The following is a 23,543-nucleotide window of genomic DNA, read 5'->3' as shown; positions in this document are numbered from 1 at the left end:
TTGTACAGTTTCCTGGCAACAACGAACTCGTTGTGTAAGGATTCGAACCATGCCCAGATATGGAAGAGAGGGGGACCCGTCGGGACATGCAGGAGGGGTTCGTCGGTCACAACCTCTCAGTCCTCATCTCTGACCGTTGTTTTCCCCAGAGCATCCCACAGGGCATCAAGGTGAGACAGTTCATACAGCATGGCGGGACGCTCAGTCGATAATGCGCATGATGGCGTTACATTCCGGCTGATGCAGCGCATAGTCACGCAGACGCCAGTAATGTTCCGTCATGGCGTCGCATTCCGTGCGACAAGCGTGATGACTGTAAGTCATCAGACAGACGGCAATCCCTGCGGCTTCGGCACTCATGTCTGCGGCGTTGCCATTCATGGCGTTGAACAGCGACCAGAAGGCATCACTGTCCGTTTCCGGAACCATGAAGGCCCCGCCGTTGCTGAGAGTATAAAAATTCCAGATACCACCGCTGTAGTCAGCGCAGAATCGGTCCATCCACGCAAAGACCTGCGGTTCAAGGGTTATCCACTGCGGGATGTTACCAAAGTGCTGCGGCCAGAACTCCACACGCTGTTCGTCCGGTACGGGCGTGGCTGTCAGCGTTGGTTCAGAACCGTCATTGCCAACCAGAACAGCTAACTTATTGTTAATATTGATAATATCTGTCATGTTAATTTTCCTTATGCATGGATATGTCAAATGGAGGTCTCAGGCCAGGGATTGATTTCGGTGGCAGGGTGCAGGTGATTACCTGCCCAACAGCTCCATCATGTTTTCCGCCATCACCCAGAGCGCACGGTTTAACTTAACGTCGCTATCAATCCCGTTTACTGCGCGGGTGTGGGTACGTTTACCCTGCGCGGTACGGCCACTTAGCCCGCCTTTCAGCAGGTTTTCCTGAATGCGCTGGTAAGTGGTCCACAGGTCATCGCTCTCGTCCTGCCAGCGGCGGGGTGCAAGAATTTGCGCTTCGGTTACTGGCTGGTACTCTTCCCCAAAACGGTATGTCAGCGCCGCTGTAGCCAGTGCATGTTGTGCGGGTGACGGGAGTTGCAGGGACTGCATGGCGTCACGTTTCTCTTCCACCCGGTCAAAGACGCTGAGAACCTCATAGGCCCCCTCAATCACCTTCCCGACAACGTCGCCCCTGTGTGGCACGCGGATCTCGCCGAACGACTGTCCGCAAACGAGCGAATTGGTGCAGACGCTTCGGAATATTCCCGGCAGTAACTGAAAACTTGATGCGCCATCGTGCGAATTCAGAATGATGATTTCCGGTACCTGCTGACCGTTTATCTGACCGGCACGACGCAGGCGCAGCATATGCTTTGTATGTTCCCGTCGGCTCTGGTCGCGCACTCGTGACTGACAGGCAAAGAATGGCTGGAACCCTTCACGTTTAAGGTTCTCCAGCAGGGTAATAGTGGGTATGTAGGTGTACTTTTCGCTTCTGGAGTCGTGCTTGTCTTCCCCGAAGACGCTGGGGACATGTTGCATCAGTTCTTCGTGGGTTAAGGGACGGTCACGGCGAATCTGGTTCACCCGACCAAAACGGCTGGCTAATCGCATAGTTGATTCCTCATCTGATTAATCTGAAGGCGTAAAAGCAAAAGCCCCTGCTCCGTGAGGAGGCAGGGGCTGGATGTGTTGTTCTCAATGAACGGATAGGGCGGGATTACAGCGTATCCAGAATCTTCAGTATCTGCGCCATCAGGGCGGTGATAAGTGCAGTGACCAGCAACGTGACCGCTTCCCGGGCTGTATCAATGCTGCTGTCATCGTAGCCTGCCTGACGCAGACGAATTTCAATAAATTGACGGGCCTGATGCCCGCCGCACCAGGTCAGTGCCTGGGCCAGGGTCGTCACCAGCATTTTCAGAAAGGTCATAGGATTTACTCTGGACTGCGCAGCGGCAGCCCATTGGTCATGTGGAATTTTTTAGGTTGGGAAACGTTAATCAGGGGCGGGGGACTCAGTGGTAAGTGTAACGCCATCCCCCCTTATCAGTAGTGACGACGACTTCTGAAGCCACGCAGTTATTGTAAAAACTCACGCTGACGGACTGCCCGTAACGCAGGGTAGCAGGCAAAATAGTTTCTTTATTGCTGGAGTACAGATATTTCTGGTTGGCAATGCGACAGTTTCCCCGGTTCACGTCAATATTTTCGACTTTCACGGTGTTATCCAGTGCAGTGACCACGACCGTGACGTAGCGTGTTCCGGCAGGGTGAACCTGATTACTGGTCTCCACTTTGATGGATGGCGTTGGCTCTGCCAGCGCCAAGGCTGACAGTGCAAACAGTGCGGGCACCAGCATGTGTTTAAATTTCATAAACTGTTCCTTTTAAAAATAACGTAATCAACAGGTATTAAATTCAGATGCAGGCTAGAGTGCATCTTTACCCACGCAGCCGTGGGTCCCGAATACTGGCAATACCTTTGCTGCCCCAGCCAGCGTGAATGTGGCATCCTTAACACCGTCTCCGGTTACTGAGACCTGTTTGCCATTACGTAGCTGACCCCAGGCCAGCGCCAGGTTATTACCGCCCACTCGACTGCCAGATTCGCTGATGTCGATGGGGGCTCCACCGTCGATACTGACCTGAAGGTTTTTATCTTCATCCATACTGACCTGATGCCCGCTGGCGTCAGTGAATATGACCGTGGCCGGTTGCGAGCCGTAATCCTCACAGGTCAGAGACAGTTGCGATTGACTTTCCCCATTGATAACAAACTCTGATACTCCCTGGCCCCAGCCCCGGGTCCAGGTGGTTTGATTACCGAAGGCCATTGCCACTGCCGGTACCAGCGCACAGGTCAGTAGTAAAGGGTGAATCATTTTTCTGTTCATTTTTGTGCACCTCTGGTTTTCGTAAAACGCTACCCGGAAAGGGTATCTGCATGTTTTTTAGTAGAAGACAGACAGTCATAAGCATCCCGTTGGGATTTTATAGCTGCAAAAAAGGAGGGGATAACGATGAAATTCGATCGAACCGATCGACAAAATTGATCGTGGTTCAGTAAATATATTTACCGTAAACCTCGCCCGAGTTTATCGATGGTCCGGTTTCACTTCGGAAGGGTGATATATATCTGAGATTTTATTGAACACAGGCTGAGGAAATGCATCACTGAGGCGGTATGGCGCAGACACCGTCCTCTGTGACAGGAGGAACACTAAAAAAGCGGTTATAGAAGAGATTACAGGCTCTGTGATCGCTGGTGTCAATGTGAAAATATTTTGCCATGTACTGGCTGAGTATATGCTGAAATTCGTCGTAGATTTGTTGAGACCCCCGCTTGTGCTTCACCCTGATTTCATCGACTAAACGATAACATTGCTCCAGCAGGTGGTCGGCGTCGCCGTTCAGCAACGCATGAAACGCGGCAACGGCAAATAATTCATTCGCAGGCCCGGCATTAAGCCAGACGCTGACTTCGGTACAAACCAGCGTTTCCCATAGTGACATCAAATTCAGGCGTAAGGCTTCCTCTTTTAACAGACGGGTTAGTGGAGGGAATGCGTAAATATCAGTGTCAAATAGCCTGCGTGACAGATTTAAATCAGCAAAGGCAAGATGCTTAACTCCGTACAATGCTTCCTGTACAGCATCTGAACCGTATTTATCCGTTAACGCTTTCAGTAAGGTCGATTTAACCGGTTGAGGTGTTTCCATTGCTTTTATGCCACTCAGCACTCCTGACTGACAGCAGGGGATAACATCCTTCATCATCCGGTTTATAGCAGCAGGTGCGATGATAATGTTTCTGGCGATATTTGCACCGCCCTTAGAGTTAGGGTAAATGTGGCATAGCTCAAGATCCAGCCAGGGGATTAACCTTTTTGTCGTATCAGCAACTCTGTGCCCGTTCAGCATATTATACGTTTTTTGGTGGACAGCTTTGCGCTGATATAACCGAATGAGGTCTGCAATATCCGTCGGACCGGTGATACTCCCCAGTCCAAGGGAATTATTTTTTAGCATTGATTCTACGTTAATCCAGTAAGAGTGCTTAACCAGTCTTATAATGGCATCGTCATCGATTAACCTCCGGGCTTTATCCCGATGTTCCTTACAACAATAAAACTGATTGCGGGTTTCAGATATACTGATGCCACAGGCGGGATACTGGCATATTAATGCTGCTCTTTCCGTTCGTCTGGCTGCATTTAACTGTCTGCCCTGATAATGTACCGGGCATAGCCGTAATATCCGTTCGGCGGGTGAATGGCCGATCTGTGCCATGCAGTTATTTCTTTTACATACGGCCATAATTAAACTCTTATTTAATGTGATAATGTATTTGCTTTTGTTGTTAATAACAACGATGCTATTTTTATATGTCATTAAATATATTTATTAATCAACATTAATTAAATGTTAATGTATTTGTCTCAAATGAGTAAGAAATACACTAGCAAAACACATTGTGTTAAATTACATGTTTTGATGGCTATTAATGGTTCATATCCACAGAGCTTTCCACCAGTCGTCATTATCTGTTTTTTAGCACTGTATTCTGAGAAAACCCCGCGCGGATTGCGACCAGTCGCGACTGGCGCGGGGTTTTTGCCTCTGTGGCTGTTTTTCGAAGACATTTAACCGGTTTACGCTCTGGCCATTCGGGTCTCTGTAGTGAAGTGTTCCGATTAATATTCCAGCCTGTTAAAGTCAAAGTATTCAAAACCATACCTGCCAGTGACATTCTCTGGCGATGCAATAATCGGATTATGTCCGTTCTCCAGGAATGCCGGTGGAATACACCATGAGTGGCGACATTCCAGGGAGGGCATGGCAATATACACCGCAGAATGACGGCCGGGACGAATAAAACAAATCAGACCCAGTGCGATTAACTGCTCAAGAACAGATTGTGATTTACTGGCGTCACGCAGCCGGTTCGGGCCGTTCCGGTTTACCTCATTTTTCCTGAGTGGATATCCCTCATTATCGAGAAATTTCTCCTTAAGCCACCTGAACATCTCGTAAACGTCCTCCATAAATGCATTCCGTTCAGAAGAAGGGAAAAACAGCCTTTCCGCTTCTTCAAGATGCCATTCCACAATTTTGAAGGCGGCCTGGATGACCCCCCGCGAAATACATAAACTCTCAGGTGAATACATATATGTCAGAATGGCCGCAACCCTGAGGGCATTCGCCCCCGCTTTGGCTGCAATTTCACTGATATGCTCCATCTGCTGTCCGGGGGCTGCTTTACGGCTGAGATCTGACTGTTTTTCTGCCCAGTAAGCGGTCGCATCATCAGATAACCTGAGCGTTTGTTTCTGCGAGTCGTTACTATAAAAACGTACCTTCTGCTTATCAAGTAACTGGTTAATTTTCTGGTGGAATACATTTAATGCTTCATCAGACTGAGCGTGACCTGTATTGGTGTGGCGACGACCCAGTGTGCTGATGGTATTGATGTAAAGAAACCGTGACAGAAAACCACTCCCCTTGCTGAGTTCACCGTGGTTGCGGCAGTAATTTTCAAAGACCGGAGGCTGAACCATTAATGCCAGGGTCAGACAGGCATTGATATCGTACTCTTCGCCGCCCGGGCGGTGGTATTCATAGGTCTCCCCGTCCCAGGCTTTATTCAGTAAACCGAGGTTGTTTTTCAGATACCCTTTAAAAAAGGTAATTGCCTCATCTGAGACCACCCCGGCTTCAGAGTACCGGCTCAGACCTTCCAGGAGCGCCTTTGCGGTGGTGTCATCATAAAGCATCGCCAGGCGGGTCGGAGGCTGCTGCCGGGTTTCTGCATGTTCATCTAACAGCCGTTCTTCCTCCGTCCCCTCAGAACCGCTTTTGATGGCAGTGTACAGATTACTGGTCAATGCTTTCTGGTGTATTTTCCAGATATTGTCAGCACGCAGGTGTGCCTTCATCAGACCGTCGTGCTGCTGCTTCATTTGCTCAGCGAATCGGTAAAAAGGCTTCATCACTTTTTTGCTGATACTGGTCTTACCTTCACCGGAGACCGCCAACGTCAGTAGATACAGTGCACAGTGCATCGGATCCGATGAGTGTGGTGGTACCACCTCAATATGAGCCTGACAGGCGAGGGAAGCAGCTGCCAGTACGGCCCCCGCTATCAGTTCCGCCGGGATACCCGTCTCGTTATAAAGAGCATCAATGACATCCCGCATCACCGGCGGGAACGCGCAGACAGGGTAACCCTCCGGGGTTCTGTTTTGTACGGGAATATAAGGCTCCGGCATTTTCGGAATGACAGTGTATGGCAGTAAATTCTGCATGTAATATTCTCCTTGGTTACTGTTTTCAGTAACGGGTTAGTTGTGAATATAATAAAATAGCCAAGCGTCAAAATTTATTTAAAGTAATAATCTTACCAATAAATAATCGCATTCTGTTTCCTTGCAACTGGCAAAAATATGTCGCAGCGAGCGCATATTTAAATCAGAGACGTTGTTATATAACCTGCGTATCCTCCTTTAATTTTTACCAATACTATCTCATCGCTTATGATGCCTGCTGGCGTTCCAGCAGCCATGCATCTAGCTCTGACTCAAGCCAGCCGACGGACTGCATACCCAGCCTGCGCTGTTTCGGGAAGGTCGGGTCGTAACGCGGTGACTTCGGGTTGATCCAGTCATAGATGGTTGAGCGGGCGATGCCCGTTTTGTTAACAACGGCGCGTATGCGCAGTATCCTGATACCTTGTACAGACATATCTGTTAATTCCCCCTGTTCTTTCGATATGGACGCAATTGTATGGTGCCGGAACAGGTAATGGCACCCGCCTGGTGGCTGTAGCAAAAAAGCATTTTATAACAACGAGATAGGGTTTTTTTTAGGGTTTTTTCCCGTTTTTTGTTGGTGACAGAATGTTTTTTTTTCGAAAATGGTGTCGGAAGCGTCTGGCTAAGGGCAAGAATGAGTCGTTCAAGGTGTCAGGCAAGGAAATTTACTGGAGTATAGAAATTGTCATTCGAAAAGAGGGACTTCATGGCTGATTTAGACAGGGATTTTACCCCTGATGAGTTACTCATCGTATTTCGTAAAAAGAGGAAAGCGTTACGTTTTCATCTCGGGGTCAGACAGAAACATATCGCCAGGCAATGGCTGAATAAAGATACTGAAATTGTTATCGTGCTACAAACAGGGAGACAAACGAAGGATGAAGATTTAGCGCGGCGACTTGCTGATGAGCACGGAGAGAAAAAATGGCGGCGTTATCTGAAAATTTTCAGTCTTTCAGAATGGATGATAAAGGGGATCAGGAACGATATGTCTGAGGCTGAACAATACTGGGAGCAGGGAACATCGGCTCTCGAATCTGATCCAGATCATGCGGTACAATTAATGCTGAAGGCTATCGCGTTGTTGGATCGCGGTCTGAAACGCAGTGAATCCGCAGCAGGTAAAAGAATCAAGGAACGGCATAAACTCAATTCTGCTTATGGCGGAAAGGTCAAAGCGACACGTTTTGATGGCGTTAAAGACGAAGTGATAAAACACCTGGAAGCGCAACCTGAGGGCTGGGAAACTAAAACCGATGCCATCAACGCAATTATTAAAGCGTTAAGGCCCTATATTGAGGAGCATGGATGGCCTTCCGCACAGGATAAAAACGACTCACGGGACGCGGCAATGGTGGAGGCAAGCCAGAGCAAGTTGTTGGCTGAATGGTCAGTCAAAGACAAAAGAGTGAAGGCGGCGTTCGCGAAGGCAGTACAAAAACGTATCGGGGTGTCGCAAAATCGATAGTCCGGTACCTTGAGAGTGCGTACGTGATTCAATGTGACTGCCTTTTCTCAGATGTGGCTGTGCAGAAGAGCATAGAGCTGATAAAAAGACGATACGAGCTCCCCTGAACATCATCGTCTTTTTAGCGATACTGACAGGGTTGATAGCGATACAACTTTTTAATGAGTAATCTGTCGGGAGTACCTTGCACTTTTTAATGGTATGCCGGATCACACTGTCCAATCTGGCAATGGTATTCGTCGTGTAAAACCGCCTCTGCCGCTGGTACCCCAGGTCATGGGTTAATGCTTTGTAGTCCTTCTAAGATACGAGCCGCAGGCTATTACGCACCATGTGAATGATACAGAACTTAATCCGCTCTCCGGATAAACTGCATTAATGGCGTCAGAGATGCTCTTCAGCTCATCAACGTAGGTGATGAGGATATCTTAACTTCGGCACAACTCAGCTCATAGCTTAATTAGTTGATAAAAATCAGCGTGGGTAGGATCAGCTTTCCAATAGTTACCGAAATTCTCAACGACTAGGTAAATGTCATCATACAGCGGTCAGTTCTGCATCCCCACTATATTTGCTCGTATGTTAACCTAGCATTAGTACAACATCATTCTTAGGCGAATGGCCCAGCAGGCTTTTTACTCCTTAAAAATTCACTTCTGGTTAAGTAAATTATTCAATGATTTTTGTCATTTAAATCAATTGGTTAATTTTAATTGCGATTTGCTTTTAACCCTAGCGATTTAGACGTATTATTTTGAGATTAATCCACTTGCCATGCATTCCCTACCACATTTTAAATGTGAATGGAGAATTATTTTAAGGTTATATATCATGGAGTTATTGAAGTTTCTGGCGGCGATTTTAGTAATTTACTTGTTGTTTTTTAGAAAGAAAAAACGTAAATCTCCAAAGTCTTATGCTTCAAGCCCCGTGAAAGCACCGCCAAAAGAATGGCTCGCTGACATCAAGAAAAAAGAGGCGGTTGTGCGAAACGATGATAGTGAAGACGATAACCTTGCAACTTTTACATTGAGCGGTGGCCGGGGTGTTGAACTTCGGGTGACAACCAATCATTACCGGAACACCTCAAAGTCAGCAGGTGCACTAGCTCGATGGGTACTTCCGGGTGAGATGATAACTGTAGCTGGTGTAGCAATTAGCGGTGGCCACATTTACTTGGGGCAACGTATGAAGCCCTCCGGTCAGGAATCAGGCGGCTATTATGACGATGGAAATGAGGCATCATTAATTGATGACACATGTAAGATAAAACCTACTTCTTATCTTTACGAGGACAGTTCATTAGGATACTGGCCCAGTTTTTCCTCTCTTTCCCCAGAAGCACGCGGTGCGTATGTCAGTTGGCTCGCCAGCGATAGGTCTGATCCATCGTGTCCTATCGGCTATGTTTTTATCTACCTCTACGGTCTGGAAAGAAAAGCGCTCATAGATTCCACTGACCCAAAATTCCCTGATGCTGAGTTCCGTAATCTGTTCAAAGAAGTCGCTCGGTTAAGATCCGTATTCATTGAGAACCGCTCATTCCGTGGATATTCGGCCCAGTTACTCGAAGCCATGTCTTTTCTGCGCCCGAACATGGGCTTAGCCACTGAGCTCGATAGCAATTCAGGTTTCAGCAACAGCATGCAATTTAAGCTGGCTCTGGCAAAAACTGTACATGAAGGAGTTCCTGTATCAGCTGAACTGGCGTTGAACTGGGTAATAAACCACACCGAGTATTCGCTGCGTACCCCGGCTCGCCGCTGTGCTAAAGAGTTTGCTGCACTTTTCAAACGGCGTTACACCCTCAAATATGGTGAAGGGATGGTCGTTAAGGCGAATAAAACGCGGCTAAGGTTAGATTACACACCAGCAAGTCCTAGTTTGCGAGGTGTTCGACTTCCTGTTCCCGACCTGCCTGATCCAAGTGCGTTGAAGAGCCCTGTCCAGAAAATTATGGCTCTTGCCGACATATGTACGGATGAACTTGATGCTTATAGTCGCTACCTTGGTAGGAAAGGTACGTCAGTCAATGATACGGCTGCAATTATGTTGCTCCCTTCAGAGATCGTTAATGAAAGTGCAGAAAAAATATTAAGCTCATTCAAACGCTGGGCTGATGAGGCGATCCTCGTCAAGGAGGGGTTAGTCTCAGTTGCTGACTTTTGGGCACATATGAATGCCAGTTGCCCCAATAAGATCAATAAAAAAGAGGCCGATTTGATGCATGCCTTTGCTCTGAAGATGGGTTACGGTCTGGCACCTGACCCGTATTATCACCATGTGAAGGCGGATGTTGATGGGACACTTGTTCTATTCCCTGCCGCCGAAGGTGGACGCTTCTCACCTTCTCCTGAATTTATCTCAGCAGTAATGACGCTCAGATTAGGGGCGATGGTCGCCTTGATTGACGATTCTCTTGATCAAGCTGAACAGAAAGTGCTTGAGAATGCCATCAACAACAATACTGGCTTCACCGATGATGAAAAACGCTCTCTACATGCGTATTTAACGTGGCAACTTCATACCCCAGCCAATATGACAGGAATGAAAAGCAGGATTGAGTTGATGGGGGCCGCGGAAAAAGCTGCTGTGGGCAAAGTTATCGTTAGTGTTGCCTGTTCGGATGGGACAATAGCGCCTGCCGAAATCAAACAGCTTGAGAAGATTTATTCAAGTTTGGGGCTGGATCCCTCATCTGTCTCGAGCAATATCCATCAGCATTCCGCAACTGAACATGATCTCGTCTCGTCTGTACCAACTGATCAGCCAGCAGTAGGGTTCAGACTGGATGCTAATGTACTTGCCCGCCACGAATCTGCCACGGATGATGTTCGTAAATTGCTGAACACAATTTTCACCGAAGAAGAACCGGAAGAGCTAGAAAGCGCTCCAGCCTCATTAACGGAAACGGGGGGGCTTGACTCCGCACATAGCCAGCTTTATCGCAGTTTGCTGGAGAAAGAACAGTGGTCCCGAAAAGAGGCGACAGAATTGTGCGGAAATTTGAATTTGATGCTCGGCGGTGCGCTTGAGGTGATTAATGACTGGTCCTATGCGGTGGTTGATGCTCCGGTACTGGACGATGCCGATGATGATATCTGGGTTGACCTGGAAATTGCTAAAGAATTAGAGGGATAGTGAATGTCTGTAACACGTATAAGAGTGAAAGAACGCGACGCTATTATTCAGTCACTTAAGTCAGGTGTAACGCCAAGGATAGGCATTCAGCATATCCAGGTTGGCCGCGTGAATGAGATCACCGCTCTCCACCAAGATATTGAGAGGATTGCTGACGGTGGTGCAAGCTTCAGACTTATCATCGGTGAATATGGTTCTGGTAAAACGTTCTTTCTGAGTGTTGTGCGCTCTATTGCGCTAGAGAAGAAGCTGGTGTCAATCAGTGCAGACCTTTCTCCTGACAGACGCATTCACTCATCGGGAGGTCAGGCTCGTAATCTCTATTCTGAGCTTATGAAAAACATGTCCACCAGAAACAAGCCGGATGGTAATGCGTTACTTAGCGTTGTTGAAAGATTCGTTACGGAGGCAAGGAAGGAAGCTGACAAGGACGGCTCCGAGGTTTCATCAGTTATTCATAAACGCCTGGCAGCACTATCAGATATGGTCGGCGGATATGACTTTGCGAAGGTCATTGATTCATTCTGGCGGGGGCATGAGCAGGATAACGAAACGCTAAAATCCAATGCCATTCGCTGGTTGCGGGGAGAGTACACTACTAAAACTGATGCCCGTAACGATCTCGACGTTCGGACTATTATCTCAGACGCTTCATTCTATGACTTTTTGAAGCTGATGAGCCTTTTTGTCCGCCAGGCAGGCTATGCCGGTCTTTTGGTCAGCCTAGACGAAATGGTGAACCTCTTTAAACTGAATAATACGCAAGCAAGAACAGCGAACTACGAACAGATTTTGCGGATCCTGAATGACTGCCTGCAAGGCTCAGCCGAGAATATTGGTTTTATCCTCGGGGGGACGCCAGAGTTCCTTTTCGATCCGCGCAAAGGTCTTTACAGCTATGAGGCGCTCCAATCACGTCTGGCGGAAAATCGGTTCGCGCAAAAAGCAGGAGTGATTGACTACTCGTCTCCCACTTTGCATCTTGCCAGCCTCACCCCTGAGGAACTGTATATTTTACTGAGAAATCTTCGCCATGTTTATGCAGGCGGAGATCCAGAGAATTATCTGGTTCCAGATGAGGCGCTGACTGGATTTCTGCATCACTGTAGTAAAACCATTGGAGACGCTTACTTCCGTACCCCCCGTAATACCATAAAAGGTTTCCTGGACATGCTGGCCGTGCTGGAACAAAACAGAACGATGAACTGGCAAACACTAATCGAGGGTGTGGCGATTGAAGAGGACAGGCCCAGCGAAATGGATGACGCTATTATAGAAGAAAGCGATGACGACGACGGACTGGCGAACTTCAAATTATGAGCAGTGTCTATGATAGTCTCGATCCCCGCGTCCGTAAGTGGGTTTACAAGCAGGGGTGGTCTACATTAAGGCCCTTGCAGGAGAGTTCTATCCCGGCAATTTTAGCCCGTGATCGAGACGTGCTAATCAGTGCAGGCACAGCAGCGGGTAAAACAGAGGCTTTCTTTCTTCCTGCCTGTTCGGCGGTTGCAGATCTCACTAATGGATTTGGCATCATCTATATCAGCCCGTTGAAGGCATTGATTAACGATCAGTACCGTCGTCTTGAGAGCCTTGGAGATGCATTGGAAATGCCAGTGACTCCTTGGCACGGGGATGTACCACAAAGCAAAAAGAAGAAGGCTCGGACGAATCCTTCTGGCATTTTACTGATTACACCTGAGTCACTTGAGTCTTTGCTCATAAATTCAATGGGCTGGCTCAAACAGGCGTTTTCGTCAGTCGCATACATCGTTATTGATGAGTTTCATGCTTTCATTGGCTCAGAGCGTGGTGTACAGCTGCTTTCTCTGCTCAATAGAATTGACCATGTGCTTGGACGCCAGGTAAATCCAATTCCCCGCGTTGCGTTGAGTGCCACGCTGGGGGAACTGGAGAAAGTGCCCGAACTTTTGCGCCCGGACAAACGACTACCCTGCGTAACTGTTACAGATAGTAAGAGCGAGGCCACTCTTCAGGTACAGGTCAAAGGTTATCTGGAGCGAGTGCTCCAAAAAGGAGAAGAACTTCAGAGTTCAGCTGAACATGAGGTTTGCTCTGACATTTTTAGACTTTGCCGTGGCGACTCTCATTTGGTCTTTGCAAACAGTCGAAAGCGGACTGAAAGCATTGCTGCCACGCTGAGCGACATGTGTGAGGAACAAATTGTTCCGAATGAATTCTTTCCCCACCATGGTTCCCTTGCCAAGGAATTACGTGAGGCGCTTGAATCTCGTCTTCAGAAAGGAAATTTGCCCACAACAGCTGTTTGTACAATGACGCTCGAGTTGGGAATTGATATAGGTAAGGTTAAGTCGGTTATACAAGTTACGCCTCCGCATTCTGTTTCCAGTCTACGTCAGCGTATGGGACGTTCTGGGCGACGCGACTCCCCATCAGTTCTAAGAATCCTAATTACAGAAAATGAGCTTACTGGAACTAGCAGTATCGTTGACCTCCTACGGCTACAGTTGGTCCAGTCGATGGCAATGATCAGATTGATGATCTCTAAACAATGGTTTGAACCAGCAGATGCTCGACAGATGCATTATTCCACGCTGTTGCACCAGATTCTTGCTATTACGGCACAATGGGGCGGAGTTCGTGCCGACCAGCTCTGGTCGCAACTATGCCAGACAGGACCATTTAGAAATGTAGATTTAAACGATTTCAAAAGCCTGCTTAAACATATGGGAGCATGTGGCCTACTCACTCAATTTGCTAGCGGCGAAATGGTTGTTGGGGCAGAGGGGGAGAAACTGACTAACCATTACACGTTTTATGCCGTGTTCAATACACCAGAAGAGTTCCGCATTGTCACCGGAAACAGAACCCTTGGAACAGTGCCTGTGGACTCCCCACTGCTACCAGACCAACACATCATCTTCGGTGGGCGGCGCTGGAAAGTGACAGAGATCGAGACAGAGAAAAAAGTTATCTATGTAGAGGCGACCAAAGGCGGTCAGCCACCACAATTTAGTGGGGGAGGTATGTCTGTTCATGATGCCGTTCGTCAGGAAATGCTCGCTATCTATAGGGAAGGTGATTACCGCATAGCAATAGGTAGCAAGAAAGTAGATTATGCCGATACTGCCGCCAGAAACCTATTTGCGGAAGGCTGTAGTAACTTTCAGCGTTATAACCTGCAAAATGAGTATTTTATTACGAGTGGGCAACACTGTTACGTAATTCCCTGGATGGGGGATAAAGTTGTGAATACGATTACAGCCTTGCTCATACGTTGTGGTTTTAAAGCCAATTCATTCGTAGGTGTTATAGAGATTGATGATGCAAGTGTAGCAACCGTTCAACAAGCCCTTAAAAAAATGCTGTTGTCAGGCTTACCATCTGCATTTGATCTTGCCGAAGATGTTCCAGAAAAGTTCTTGGATAAATACGACGAGTATTTACCAGAGTCCCTGCTTGCGAAAGGATTTGGGGAAAAAGCGTATGACATTGAATGTACTCGTATTTGGTTGAAGCAGCACCTTCAGTAAACTGGCTACGCAATAAAGGGGGTCTTGCTCCCAATAGATAGAGGCCGGTTGATGTTAGCAACGTCTGCTCTTGGTAAGGATCGGAAAGAAAGACAGGTTTTAAGTTCCGCTTTGAGCTGTGAGTTCAACTGAGGGTGTAAGCACCCCTGCTTCAGTTCCATGCACTTTTTGAGAGTTCCGGTTTTTCAGCCATCAGCCGGTACTCTTCCGGTGTCAGGTTATTCAGGGATTCATGAGGCCGCTCGTTGTTATATTCCATCAGCCAGCGCTCGGTAATTTCCCGTGCTTCATTCAGTGTTCTGAACAGGTAAAAATCCAGGATTTCTGTCCGGTATGTTCGGTTGAACCGTTCGATAAAAGCATTTTGTGTCGGCTTACCCGGCTTGATAAATTCGAGCTGTACGCCATGTTCTTCGGCCCATTGTGCCAGCGCCAGCGAGACCAGCTCTGGCCCGTTGTCCATCCGCATTTTCAGCGGGTAGCCGCGGTTTGCCACGATCCTGTCCAGCACCCGGATGACTCGCTGAGCCGGGATATTCAGGTCGATTTCTATCGCCAGTGCTTCACGGTTAAAATCATCCACCACATTAAAGGTTCGGAAGCGTCTGCCGCAGACCAGCGCGTCGTGCATAAAATCGATGGACCAGCTCTGGTTTAACGCTTGCGGTGTCGCCAGTGGTGCGGGATTACGCACAGGCAGCCGCTGTTTTCCCTTGCGGCGAAAATTCAGTTTCAGCAGGCAGTAAATCCGGTGAACACGTTTATGGTTCCAGGTATTACCCTGCCTGCGCAGCAGCTGGAACAGTTTCTTAAAACCGTAGCGCGGATAGCGTTCTGCCAGCTCAGTCAGCGCGTGGATCACAGGTTCATCACGCCGGGTATCGGGCTGATAAAAATACACCGTCCTGCTCAGCGATAACGTCCTGCAGGCCTGGCGTAAACTCATGGCAAATTGCACCGTCAGATAGCTGACGAGTTCACGCTTTATCGCTGGTTTTAAAGCTTTTTTTCGATGACGTCTTTAAGTGCCCGGCACTCAAGGCTGAGATCAGCAAACATCTGTTTTAAACGTCGATTCTCATCCTCAAGATCTTTGATTTTTTTAATATCGGCCGCTTCCATCCCACCATATTTCGCCTTCCAGTTGTAATAGCTGGCTTCCGAAATAGCGGCCTCACGGCACACATCCTTGACGGTACGTCCGGCTTCGACGGACTTCAGAACGGCGATGATCTGGTGTTCAGTGAATCGGATCTTACGCATAGCGATCTCCTCAGGGGACATTATCAGTATGTCGGAAGATCTCTAAAAGTGAATGGTTCGTTTTGCCGGGATACTTACACCACTGCCACTGCCACTGCCACTGCCACTGCCACTGCCACTGCCAGTGACTTGTTCTCCTTTACAGACATACCCAGTTTAAAAATATCCACTTCACTGGTAAAACCTTCGGTTGCAGTTGCTCTACATCTGCAGGCGCATTGTGGGGCACAACTTGAGAAGATTGTATGGACGCCGAATAAGGATGACGTTTTGATGGGCTGGAAGCCGACATGGCGACCACGTTGCGGTCGCTAAGTATAGTTAGAGATTGCTCGATTTTATACGTTAGCGTCCGCGCCCTGGCAGTGTTGCGAAAGGTCAGCTCGCTCAACAGCTGTTCAAGTTCACTAACATTGTTGCGGGACTGTTCGAAGATTGCTTCCAGACTGAAGATTGATTTTTGCGCATGCTGCCGTGTCTTCATTTATTTCTGCGGCTCCATATCCCTTCAGTTACGAGCATATTATGCTAATTAGCTTGATTTCTAAAACTATTAACTTCGGCTTGAAATATAAAGTCTCATTCGGCCCACTATTAAAGTGGGAACCGTCATTAATTATCCGTCACCCTGCTAAACGCACTCCTTTCATACCTCCCTCAATCATACTTCCGCGATCAGCAGCCATAACAAAATCAGCCCACCACTGCATCATTGGACGACGTTGCTCCAGATAATCAGTGCGGTTGTATGCTCGACGTACTTCATTCTTATCTACATGGGCCAATGCAGCCTCAATAACATCAGGTGGAAAGTTTTGTTCATTAAGGGCCGTACTGGCAATAGATCGCAGACCGTGTGAGACGAGCACTCCGCCAAAACCTGCACGTTTTAGTGAGGCGTTTACAGTCTGACTGTTCATTGGCTGGTTGGGCTTGATACGGCTGGGAAAGATAAATTCTCGGTTGCCGCTTACTGGTTTCATCATTTCCAGAACAGCCATGGCTTCATCTGATAAAGGAACAGTATGGTCACGGTTCATTTTCATCCGTGACGCAGGGATTTTCCATTCTCGCGCTTCCATGTCTACTTCTTCCCAACGGGCTTCAGCCGCTTCGGCAGGGCGGGAAATAGTAAGAAGTTGCCACATGAACAGGCAGCGTGTGGAAAGGCTAATGCTGGCTGTTCGCATTGTCTGCATCAATTGAGGTAGCTGATCCGGTCGAATGCTGGGCATGTTCTTTTTCTGAGGCTTCTCGAAGGCTTTACCTATATTAACGCTGGGAACAGCATCAATCAGCCCTGTGTTTTGGGCATAGATCATGACCTCATTAATGCGCTGGCACAGGCGACGAACGGTTTCCAGTGCTCCTCTGGCCTGAACCGGTTGGACGGCCTGAACCAGTGTGTGAGCTTTAATATCTGTAACGCTAACGTCGCCAATCGCAGGAAAGACATCTCTTTCAAGAGAGCGCCAGATATCTTCCGCATAGTCCTCTGTCACACTAGCTTTCTTCACATTCCACCAACGTTCAGCTACGAGCTGGAAAGTATTGGTTTTGGCTTCCAGCGAACTGCGAAGTTGTTCTTGCTGATGTTCCTGTGGATCGATTTGTTTCGCCAGGAGAGAGCGAGACTCTGCTCTGTAGTTTCTGGCATCGGCAAGGGTAACTGACGGGTAGGGACCAATACTCTTCTTCGCTCGTTTCTTAGTGACAGGGCGAATGTAGCGAAACTGCCAGATTTTACTTCCGCTGGTTTTGATGAGTAGCTCAAGGCCATCGCCATCATAGAGAACGTAGTCCGCTTCTTTGGGTTTAGCAGATTCGATTTCCTTAACGGATAGAGGTTTGGTTTGTCTTGCCATTGCCGGGTTTCCATAGTTTTAGGCACCTCAAAAACAATATAGCTTTATGAGGTGCCTAACAAGGTGCCTAAAAGGTTCGGATTTAATTAGTTGGCATCAGACTTCGCGGGACAAATTCAAGGCACAAAAAAGCCCGCAGGGCTTGCGCCGTGCGGGCTCTTAGGACTTCATCGGATGACTCTGGTAATCACCGATGGAGAATTTTGGTGGAGCTGGCGGGAGTTGAACCCGCGTCCGAAATTCCTACATCCTCGGTACTACATGCTTAGTCAGTCTTTACATTCGCCTGGCACCTGCGGACAGACACGCCACTACCAGACTAGCCTGATTAGTTTTAACGCTTCAACCCCAGGCAGGGCCTCCACGCGATCTCTTTTGGGTTTGACCTCTCTTTGATCCCCGTCTTAAGAGCGGAAGCTAGGGAGAGAGGGCTCAGAGCAGGTTATTAAGCTGCTAAAGCGTAGTTTTCGTCGTTTGCGACTATTTTTTTGCGGCTTTTTACGAGGCCAACCGCCCCTCGGCATGCACCTTGGGTTTCGCAAATCCCGTCGAATCCAGAATCAGCCCCAATGTGTACGTTGAGTATAACAGATTTATGAATGCGCTTACCAGCCCTCGTTTCGAGGATTATGGCGTCAGGTTGGGTGAAAAATCAGCATCAACAATGATATAGCGTCAGGGTCAGCAAAACTGACCCTGATGGAAAGGGGAATTAACGACCCGCGTGCTTCATAATTCGGGCTTTATCTACCGCCCACTCGCGGTCTTTGATATCGGTACGCTTGTCGTGCTGCTTTTTACCTTTCGCTACGCCGATTTTGACTTTGCACCAGGCGTTCTTCCAGTACAGCGAAAGAGCGACCACAGTGTAACCTTCGCGGTTGATACGCCCGTACAGGGTATCCAGTTCACGCTGGTTGAGCAGGAGCTTGCGGGTACGCGTCGGGTCGCAGACGTAGTGAGTGGAAGCAACGGCCATTGGCGTAAAGTTGGCGCCAAACAGATAGGCTTCGCCATCTTTCAAAATGACATAGCTATCACCTATGTTGGCTTTACCTGCGCGGAGAGATTTTACTTCCCATCCCTGCAGGGCAAGACCAGCCTCGTATTCATCTTCGATAAAGTATTCATGACGGGCGCGTTTATTCAGCGCTATGGTGGCTGATCCAGGTTTGTGGGCTTTTTTCTTAGTCATAATATCCTGAAGTCATCGTCTTAAAACAGTCGTACCTCAATCTTCCCGCGAGGCGTAATGGGCTATCTTAGCACGAGTTGCGGTACAGCGTTTTTTTTAGCAGCAGATAAATGATATTATTTGCACCGTGTTTATATGTGGAACCTGCTATGCCTCAGATTAGCCGTACCGCCCTGGTGCCGTTCAGTGCGGAACAGATGTATCAACTGGTAAATGATGTGAAGTCCTACCCTGATTTTCTGCCGGGCTGTACCGGTAGCCGGGTTTTGGAGCTCGGGCCGACGCAGATGACCGCGGCGGTTGACGTATCCAAAGCGGGTATCAGCAAGACCTTCACAACGCGAAATACGCTGACCAGTAACCAAAGTATTCTCATGAGTCTGGTCGATGGTCCGTTTAAGAAGCTGATTGGCGGTTGGAAATTTATCCCCCTAAGCCCGGAAGCGTGCAAAATTGAGTTTCATCTCGATTTTGAATTCACCAATAAGCTGATTGAAATGGCGTTTGGTCGCATTTTCAAAGAGCTGGCCATGAATATGGTGCAGGCGTTCACGACGCGGGCAAAAGAGGTCTACAGTGCTGGCTAACATCGTCGTTGAAGTAGCCTACGCGCTGCCGGAAAAGCAGTATCTGCAAAGCGTTAAGCTGGAAGAGGGCGCGACGGTCGAGCAGGCGATCGTGGCCAGCGGTCTTCTGGCGCTGCGTGATGATATCGATCTGGCGAAGAACAAGGTGGGTATTTATAGCCGCCCGGCGAAGCTTCAGGATCGGGTCCACGATGGCGATCGGGTAGAGATCTATCGGCCGCTGATTGCAGACCCGAAAGAACTGCGTCGCCAGCGGGCTGAGAAGAGCGCGGGAAAGTAACCGTTTCGCGCAAAGCTCAGAGATAAAAAAAGCGCTCATTGAGCGCTTTTTGCATATTGATAGCCTTACTCCGCCGTCAGGGCAGGTTTGTTATCAATGTTGGTCAGCACACCGCTGCTGTTGAAGGTCAGGGTAAGCGTCTGTTGGGTAACTTTTTCATGCCCAGGCTGCTGACGGAAAACGTAGAACCAGGTATTGGTGCCAAACGGATCCGACATCATCGGGGTACCAAGAGCATAGGCAACCTGTTGTTGCGTCATGCCGACACGAATTTTTGCTACGTCGGTTGGTGCCAGATAGTTACCCTGGTTAATGTCAGGACGGTAAACCACTCGTTCCAGAGTGGAACAGCCTGCGGTCAACATAAGAAGAACCGCTGCGGCAGCAGTCAGCATTTTACAGCGCATAGTGATTTGATTCCTTTTTGGGCCCGAGCAGTACGTGGCTCATCTGTAATATGCCGATGATAATAGACCTTTGCCCGGTTGGGAACCTTCGGCTGCAGGTCTATCGGCAATTTGCTGTTCACTATGACTCTGTGAAAATCAAAAAGTTTAGGCGGCAAGCAACTCTTTCGCGTTTGCCAGGGTATTACGAGTGACTTCACTACCGCCCAGCAGGCGGGCCAGTTCCTGCAAACGAGCGCGTTTATCCAGAGGGTGCATGTGCGTCTCGGTCATTTCACCGTCCGTTTCCTTGCAGACGAAGAAATGGTGATGTCCACAACCGGCAACCTGCGGTAAGTGGGTGACGCACATCACCTGGGTTGATTCGCCTAATTGACGCAGCAGTTTACCGACGACCGCCGCCGTAGGGCCGCTGATGCCGACATCCACTTCATCGAAAATCAACGCCGGAGTTTCCATCTTACGCGCGGTGATGACCTGAATCGCCAGCGCAATACGTGACAGCTCGCCTCCGGAGGCAACTTTAGCAATCGGCTGCAGCGGCTGACCCGGGTTAGTGGTGACGCGGAATTCGATATGGTCCGCGCCTTCAGCCGTAAGGTGGCGTTCATCAAACGCGACATCAATGGCGAACACACCGTGCGGCATCGAGAGTGAGTGCATACTCTCCGTAATTAGCCGAGTCAATTCATCGGCGCTATTTTGGCGCAGGGTATGCAGCTGCTTTGCCGTATCCAGCGCCAGCTGATGATGCTCAACGACCAGTTGGCTAAGAGATTCCAGAGAACCGGCGCTATCATCCAGCATACGCTGCTCTTCCAGTAGTGATTGGTAAAGGTCAGGAAGCTCTTCGGGCGTGATTTGGTGCTTCCGCGCCAGGGCGATCTGTCGGGAGATACGCTGCTCCAGCTCAAACAGGCGGTTCGGATCGAGATCGAGGCGATCGTGATAATGGCGCAGTTCGTCCGTTGCTTCGCTAAGCTGGATAGACGCCTCTTCAAGCATATCGAGTACCCCGGAGAGGTTACTGTCCATACCTGCCAGCTCGCTGACCAGCTGCTTCGCGGCGTACAGTTGACTCTGCAGGTTGGATTCTTCGCCGTCCGCCAGTACCGTCAGCGCATGCTGGCAGGTCGTCAGCAGCTGACCGCTGTTAGCCAGACGTTTGTACTCTTCGTCAATTTGTTCGAATTCACCCGACTGCGGGTTGAACTCGTTTAGCTCTTTTAATTGATATTGCAGCAGGTCCGCACGGGCTGCGCGCTCCTGGCTTTGCTGCTGATGCTGCGCCAGATCGCGACAGCTTTTATGCCACTGACGATAGCGCTCTGCCATTATCTGAGTAAGCGCATACTCACCGGTATAGCCATCAAGCAGCGTCTTCTGGTGTTCGGGTTTAGTCAGCAGCTGGTGGGCATGCTGGCCGTGGATCTGGATAAGCAGTTGACCCAGATCGCGAAGCTGGGATAAAGGGACAGCCGTGCCGTTAATAAAACCGCGAGAGCGGCCGTCTGCGCTGATGACGCGGCGAAGTAAACACTCACGCCCGTTTTCCAGCTGGTTCTGTTCCAGCCAGCGCTGAGCGGCAGGTGTGTCTTTCAGGGAGAAGCGGGCGCATAGATCAGCCCGGTTGGCGCCTCTGCGCACCATATCGGCTTCCGCCCGACCACCGAGGCACAGCCCCAGCGCGTCGATAGCGATCGATTTACCGGCGCCGGTCTCGCCGGTAATGGCGGTCATACCGCTGTGAAAATCGATTTCAAGCTCACGAACAATAGCAAAATTACTAATAGTGAGTTGTGCCAACATAGCTGCCTTCCTGTATGAAAAACCATTACTGTGTTTTCGTACAGTATAATCTGGTTTTTTATCCAGTAAAGGGGCTGGCTATAAAATCAGAACAATTTTTTCGACCAGCCAAGCTTGGTGCTTAATGTATTGAAATAGCTGTAATCTTTTGGATGGATGAGATTAAGGTGATAATCACAGCGGCGGATCAGCACATCTTCACCATCCTGAATTGGAAGCGCTATCTGGCTATCGCAGCTAATTTCGAGGTCGCTACAGCGTTGAGAAAAGCGCAGGCGAATGGTGCTGTCACCATTGATCACCAGCGGGCGTGCCGAGAGCGTATGCGGGAACATGGGGACCAGGGTGATAGCATCCAGTGAAGGCGTGAGAATCGGCCCTCCGGCAGAGAGTGAATAAGCCGTGGAGCCGGTGGGCGTGGAGATAATCAGGCCATCGGAGCGCTGAGAGAAAGCAAACACCTCATCAATGTAAACTTCAAACTCAATCATATGCGCCACTTTGCCGGGGTGCAGGACAACTTCATTAATTGCCGTGCTGATGCGCTTCTGGCAATCCTGCTGACACACCTGAGCTTCCAGCAGAAAGCGTTTTTCGGCGATATAGTGGCCTTCGAGCACATCGGCGAGCTGCTGTAGCGCGTTATCCGGGTCGAGATCGGTCAGAAAACCGAGGTTGCCGCGGTTAATCCCAATAACGTTAATGTCGTAGCGCGCCAGCGTACGCGCTGCGCCGAGCATATTGCCATCGCCGCCAACCACGACGGCCAGGTCTGCCTGTTGGCCAATTTCGGCCAGCGTCCCGGTCTTCACATTGCTGAGCTGCAGTTCATGCGCGATTTGCTGCTCAACCAGCACTTCATAACCTTTGCTGGACAGCCAGCGCCAGAGCATTTCATGTGTGGTCAGCGCGGTTGGGTGACGAGGGTGTCCCACAATGCCTATACACTTGAAGTGGTTCTTCATGATCTGGATGTCCTTGCGTTAAATGAATAGTGACAATCTGGCCGCGTTCCCTTGAAACCAGGAAACTGATCCCCATAATAAGCGAAGTTAGCGAGATGAATGCGAAAAAAACGCGGAGAAATTCATGAGTAGTAAAGAACAGAAAACGCCTGAGGGGCAAGCCCCGGAAGAAATTATCACGGAGCAGCACGACGACGTTGAGGCGGTAGAGCCTGAGGTTTCGGCTGAGCAGGTGGATCCGCGCGATGAAAAAATTGCGAATCTGGAAGCTCAGCTTGCTGAAGCGCAGAAGCGCGAACGTGAAGTATTGCTGCGTGCGAAAGCCGATGAAGATAACCTGCGCCGCCGTACCGAGCTGGATATCGAAAAAGCGCATAAGTTTGCGCTGGAGAAATTCGTCAACGAGCTGCTGCCGGTCATCGACAGCCTGGATCGCGCGCTGGAAGTCGCTGATAAAGCTAACCCGGATATGGCGCCGATGGTTGAAGGCATCGAACTGACGCTGAAGTCCATGCTCGACGTGGTACGTAAGTTCGGCGTGGAAGTGATTGGCGATACGAACGTGCCGCTGGATCCGAACGTCCATCAGGCCATTGCGATGGTTGAGTCCGAAGACGTCGCGCCAGGCAACGTGCTGGGCGTTATGCAAAAGGGTTATACCCTGAACGGTCGTACTATTCGCGCGGCGATGGTCACCGTCGCGAAAGCGAAGTAAATAAGCGAAACGGCTACCGCGAGGTGGCCGTTTTTCTATTCCCTTCTGCCAGTCCGCA

Annotated in this window: 22 protein-coding genes, 1 other RNA gene and 1 pseudogene; 7 read left to right on the top strand and 17 right to left on the bottom strand. The window is 49.2% G+C overall.

Annotated features, from left to right (window positions below; all coding sequences use genetic code 11):
* Positions 1-201 precede the first annotated feature (201 nt).
* From BWI76_RS21660 to BWI76_RS21625, 8 genes are all read right to left on the bottom strand, one after another.
* Complete coding sequence (locus BWI76_RS21660; RefSeq protein WP_004136892.1) at positions 202-675, bottom strand: antirestriction protein; 474 nt, start codon at positions 673-675, stop codon at positions 202-204.
* 78 nt (positions 676-753) lie between these two features.
* Positions 754-1,575 carry a DUF932 domain-containing protein gene (locus BWI76_RS21655; RefSeq protein WP_004136895.1) on the bottom strand — a complete coding sequence of 274 codons (822 nt, stop codon included), beginning with the start codon at positions 1,573-1,575 and terminating at the stop codon, positions 754-756.
* Between the two features lie 106 nt (positions 1,576-1,681).
* Positions 1,682-1,894, bottom strand: a complete 213-nt coding sequence (locus BWI76_RS21650) for a hypothetical protein (protein WP_004136899.1) — start codon at positions 1,892-1,894, stop codon at positions 1,682-1,684.
* An 85-nt stretch (positions 1,895-1,979) separates the two neighbouring features.
* Positions 1,980-2,339 carry a hypothetical protein gene (locus BWI76_RS21645; protein ID WP_004136901.1) on the bottom strand — a complete coding sequence of 120 codons (360 nt, stop codon included), beginning with the start codon at positions 2,337-2,339 and terminating at the stop codon, positions 1,980-1,982.
* Positions 2,340-2,393: 54 nt separating this feature from the next.
* Positions 2,394-2,858 (bottom strand): hypothetical protein, encoded by a 465-nt coding sequence (locus BWI76_RS21640; RefSeq protein WP_004136903.1) that lies wholly within the window; start codon positions 2,856-2,858, stop codon positions 2,394-2,396.
* 277 nt (positions 2,859-3,135) lie between these two features.
* Positions 3,136-4,254, bottom strand: coding sequence for a hypothetical protein (locus tag BWI76_RS21635; RefSeq protein ID WP_224238153.1), 1,119 nt, complete (start codon positions 4,252-4,254; stop codon positions 3,136-3,138).
* Positions 4,255-4,658: 404 nt separating this feature from the next.
* Positions 4,659-6,269, bottom strand: coding sequence for a YfjI family protein (locus BWI76_RS21630; RefSeq protein ID WP_004136907.1), 1,611 nt, complete (start codon positions 6,267-6,269; stop codon positions 4,659-4,661).
* Positions 6,270-6,495: 226 nt separating this feature from the next.
* Positions 6,496-6,705 (bottom strand): helix-turn-helix transcriptional regulator, encoded by a 210-nt coding sequence (locus BWI76_RS21625; RefSeq protein WP_004136909.1) that lies wholly within the window; start codon positions 6,703-6,705, stop codon positions 6,496-6,498.
* 276 nt (positions 6,706-6,981) lie between these two features.
* On the opposite strand from BWI76_RS21625, the gene BWI76_RS21620 reads away from it, so the two are divergent.
* A complete protein-coding gene (locus BWI76_RS21620) occupies positions 6,982-7,743 on the top strand; it encodes a hypothetical protein (protein WP_004114617.1) in 762 nt (253 codons plus the stop codon).
* On the opposite strand, the pseudogene BWI76_RS28805 reads toward BWI76_RS21620, so the two are convergent.
* A pseudogene (locus tag BWI76_RS28805) lies at positions 7,666-8,171 on the bottom strand (transposase); the annotation flags it as partial. The gene BWI76_RS21620 and the pseudogene BWI76_RS28805 overlap by 78 nt on opposite strands.
* Before the next feature lie 403 nt (positions 8,172-8,574).
* On the opposite strand from BWI76_RS28805, the gene BWI76_RS21615 reads away from it, so the two are divergent.
* Genes BWI76_RS21615 through BWI76_RS21605 form a run of 3 tightly spaced genes read left to right on the top strand, consistent with a single transcriptional unit; the run spans position 8,575 to position 14,399 of the window.
* The gene (locus BWI76_RS21615) at positions 8,575-10,884 is read left to right on the top strand and encodes a TerB N-terminal domain-containing protein (RefSeq protein ID WP_004136913.1); all 2,310 of its coding nucleotides are present in this window, start codon (positions 8,575-8,577) and stop codon (positions 10,882-10,884) included.
* A gap of 3 nt (positions 10,885-10,887) precedes the next feature.
* Positions 10,888-12,204 carry an ATP-binding protein gene (locus tag BWI76_RS21610; protein WP_004136914.1) on the top strand — a complete coding sequence of 439 codons (1,317 nt, stop codon included), beginning with the start codon at positions 10,888-10,890 and terminating at the stop codon, positions 12,202-12,204.
* The gene (locus BWI76_RS21605) at positions 12,201-14,399 is read left to right on the top strand and encodes a DEAD/DEAH box helicase (protein WP_004136916.1); all 2,199 of its coding nucleotides are present in this window, start codon (positions 12,201-12,203) and stop codon (positions 14,397-14,399) included. Before BWI76_RS21610 ends, BWI76_RS21605 begins: the two co-directional genes overlap by 4 nt.
* A gap of 151 nt (positions 14,400-14,550) precedes the next feature.
* On the opposite strand, the gene BWI76_RS21600 is transcribed toward BWI76_RS21605, so the two are convergent.
* The 5 genes from BWI76_RS21600 to smpB all read right to left on the bottom strand — a co-directional run bounded on the left by BWI76_RS21600 (position 14,551) and on the right by smpB (position 18,722).
* Positions 14,551-15,662, bottom strand: a protein-coding gene (locus tag BWI76_RS21600; protein ID WP_142981865.1) for an IS3 family transposase whose coding sequence is annotated in 2 segments (ribosomal slippage) — positions 14,551-15,401 and positions 15,401-15,662 — 1,113 coding nt in all. Because the reading frame shifts where the segments join, the coding sequence is not laid out codon by codon here.
* Positions 15,663-15,801: 139 nt separating this feature from the next.
* Positions 15,802-16,146: a hypothetical protein gene (locus BWI76_RS21595; RefSeq protein WP_004136919.1), complete on the bottom strand. Its 345-nt coding sequence runs from the start codon at positions 16,144-16,146 to the stop codon at positions 15,802-15,804.
* Between the two features lie 139 nt (positions 16,147-16,285).
* Entirely contained in the window at positions 16,286-17,527 is a 1,242-nt protein-coding gene (locus BWI76_RS21590; RefSeq protein ID WP_064371615.1) for an integrase, read from the bottom strand.
* 204 nt (positions 17,528-17,731) lie between these two features.
* Positions 17,732-18,095: a transfer-messenger RNA gene (gene ssrA / locus BWI76_RS21585) on the bottom strand.
* A 144-nt stretch (positions 18,096-18,239) separates the two neighbouring features.
* Complete coding sequence (gene smpB / locus BWI76_RS21580) at positions 18,240-18,722, bottom strand: SsrA-binding protein SmpB (protein WP_004104655.1); 483 nt, start codon at positions 18,720-18,722, stop codon at positions 18,240-18,242.
* Positions 18,723-18,871: 149 nt separating this feature from the next.
* Here smpB and BWI76_RS21575 point away from each other — a divergent pair, with 149 nt between their 5' ends.
* On the top strand, positions 18,872-19,309 hold the full coding sequence (locus tag BWI76_RS21575) for a type II toxin-antitoxin system RatA family toxin (protein ID WP_004104653.1): 438 nt from the start codon (positions 18,872-18,874) through the stop codon (positions 19,307-19,309).
* Positions 19,299-19,589 (top strand): RnfH family protein, encoded by a 291-nt coding sequence (locus BWI76_RS21570; RefSeq protein WP_024358398.1) that lies wholly within the window; start codon positions 19,299-19,301, stop codon positions 19,587-19,589. The genes BWI76_RS21575 and BWI76_RS21570 overlap by 11 nt, the downstream gene beginning before the upstream one ends.
* 65 nt (positions 19,590-19,654) lie before the next feature.
* On the opposite strand, the gene bamE is transcribed toward BWI76_RS21570, so the two are convergent.
* The 3 genes from bamE to nadK form a co-directional block, all read right to left on the bottom strand.
* Positions 19,655-19,996 (bottom strand): outer membrane protein assembly factor BamE, encoded by a 342-nt coding sequence (gene bamE, locus BWI76_RS21565; RefSeq protein ID WP_004123807.1) that lies wholly within the window; start codon positions 19,994-19,996, stop codon positions 19,655-19,657.
* A 147-nt stretch (positions 19,997-20,143) separates the two neighbouring features.
* Complete coding sequence (recN, locus tag BWI76_RS21560) at positions 20,144-21,805, bottom strand: DNA repair protein RecN (protein ID WP_024358397.1); 1,662 nt, start codon at positions 21,803-21,805, stop codon at positions 20,144-20,146.
* Positions 21,806-21,891: 86 nt separating this feature from the next.
* Entirely contained in the window at positions 21,892-22,770 is an 879-nt protein-coding gene (nadK, locus tag BWI76_RS21555) for an NAD(+) kinase (RefSeq protein WP_004104646.1), read from the bottom strand.
* 124 nt (positions 22,771-22,894) lie between these two features.
* Between nadK and grpE the strand changes: the two genes are divergently transcribed.
* Positions 22,895-23,485: a nucleotide exchange factor GrpE gene (grpE, locus tag BWI76_RS21545; RefSeq protein WP_004123793.1), complete on the top strand. Its 591-nt coding sequence runs from the start codon at positions 22,895-22,897 to the stop codon at positions 23,483-23,485.
* Positions 23,486-23,543 lie beyond the last annotated feature (58 nt).

This window comes from Klebsiella sp. M5al, from assembly GCF_002090195.1.
Lineage (GTDB): Bacteria > Pseudomonadota > Gammaproteobacteria > Enterobacterales > Enterobacteriaceae > Klebsiella > Klebsiella grimontii.
Note: the sequence above shows the minus strand (reverse complement) of the source record. Positions and strands in the feature narration are given on the sequence as shown.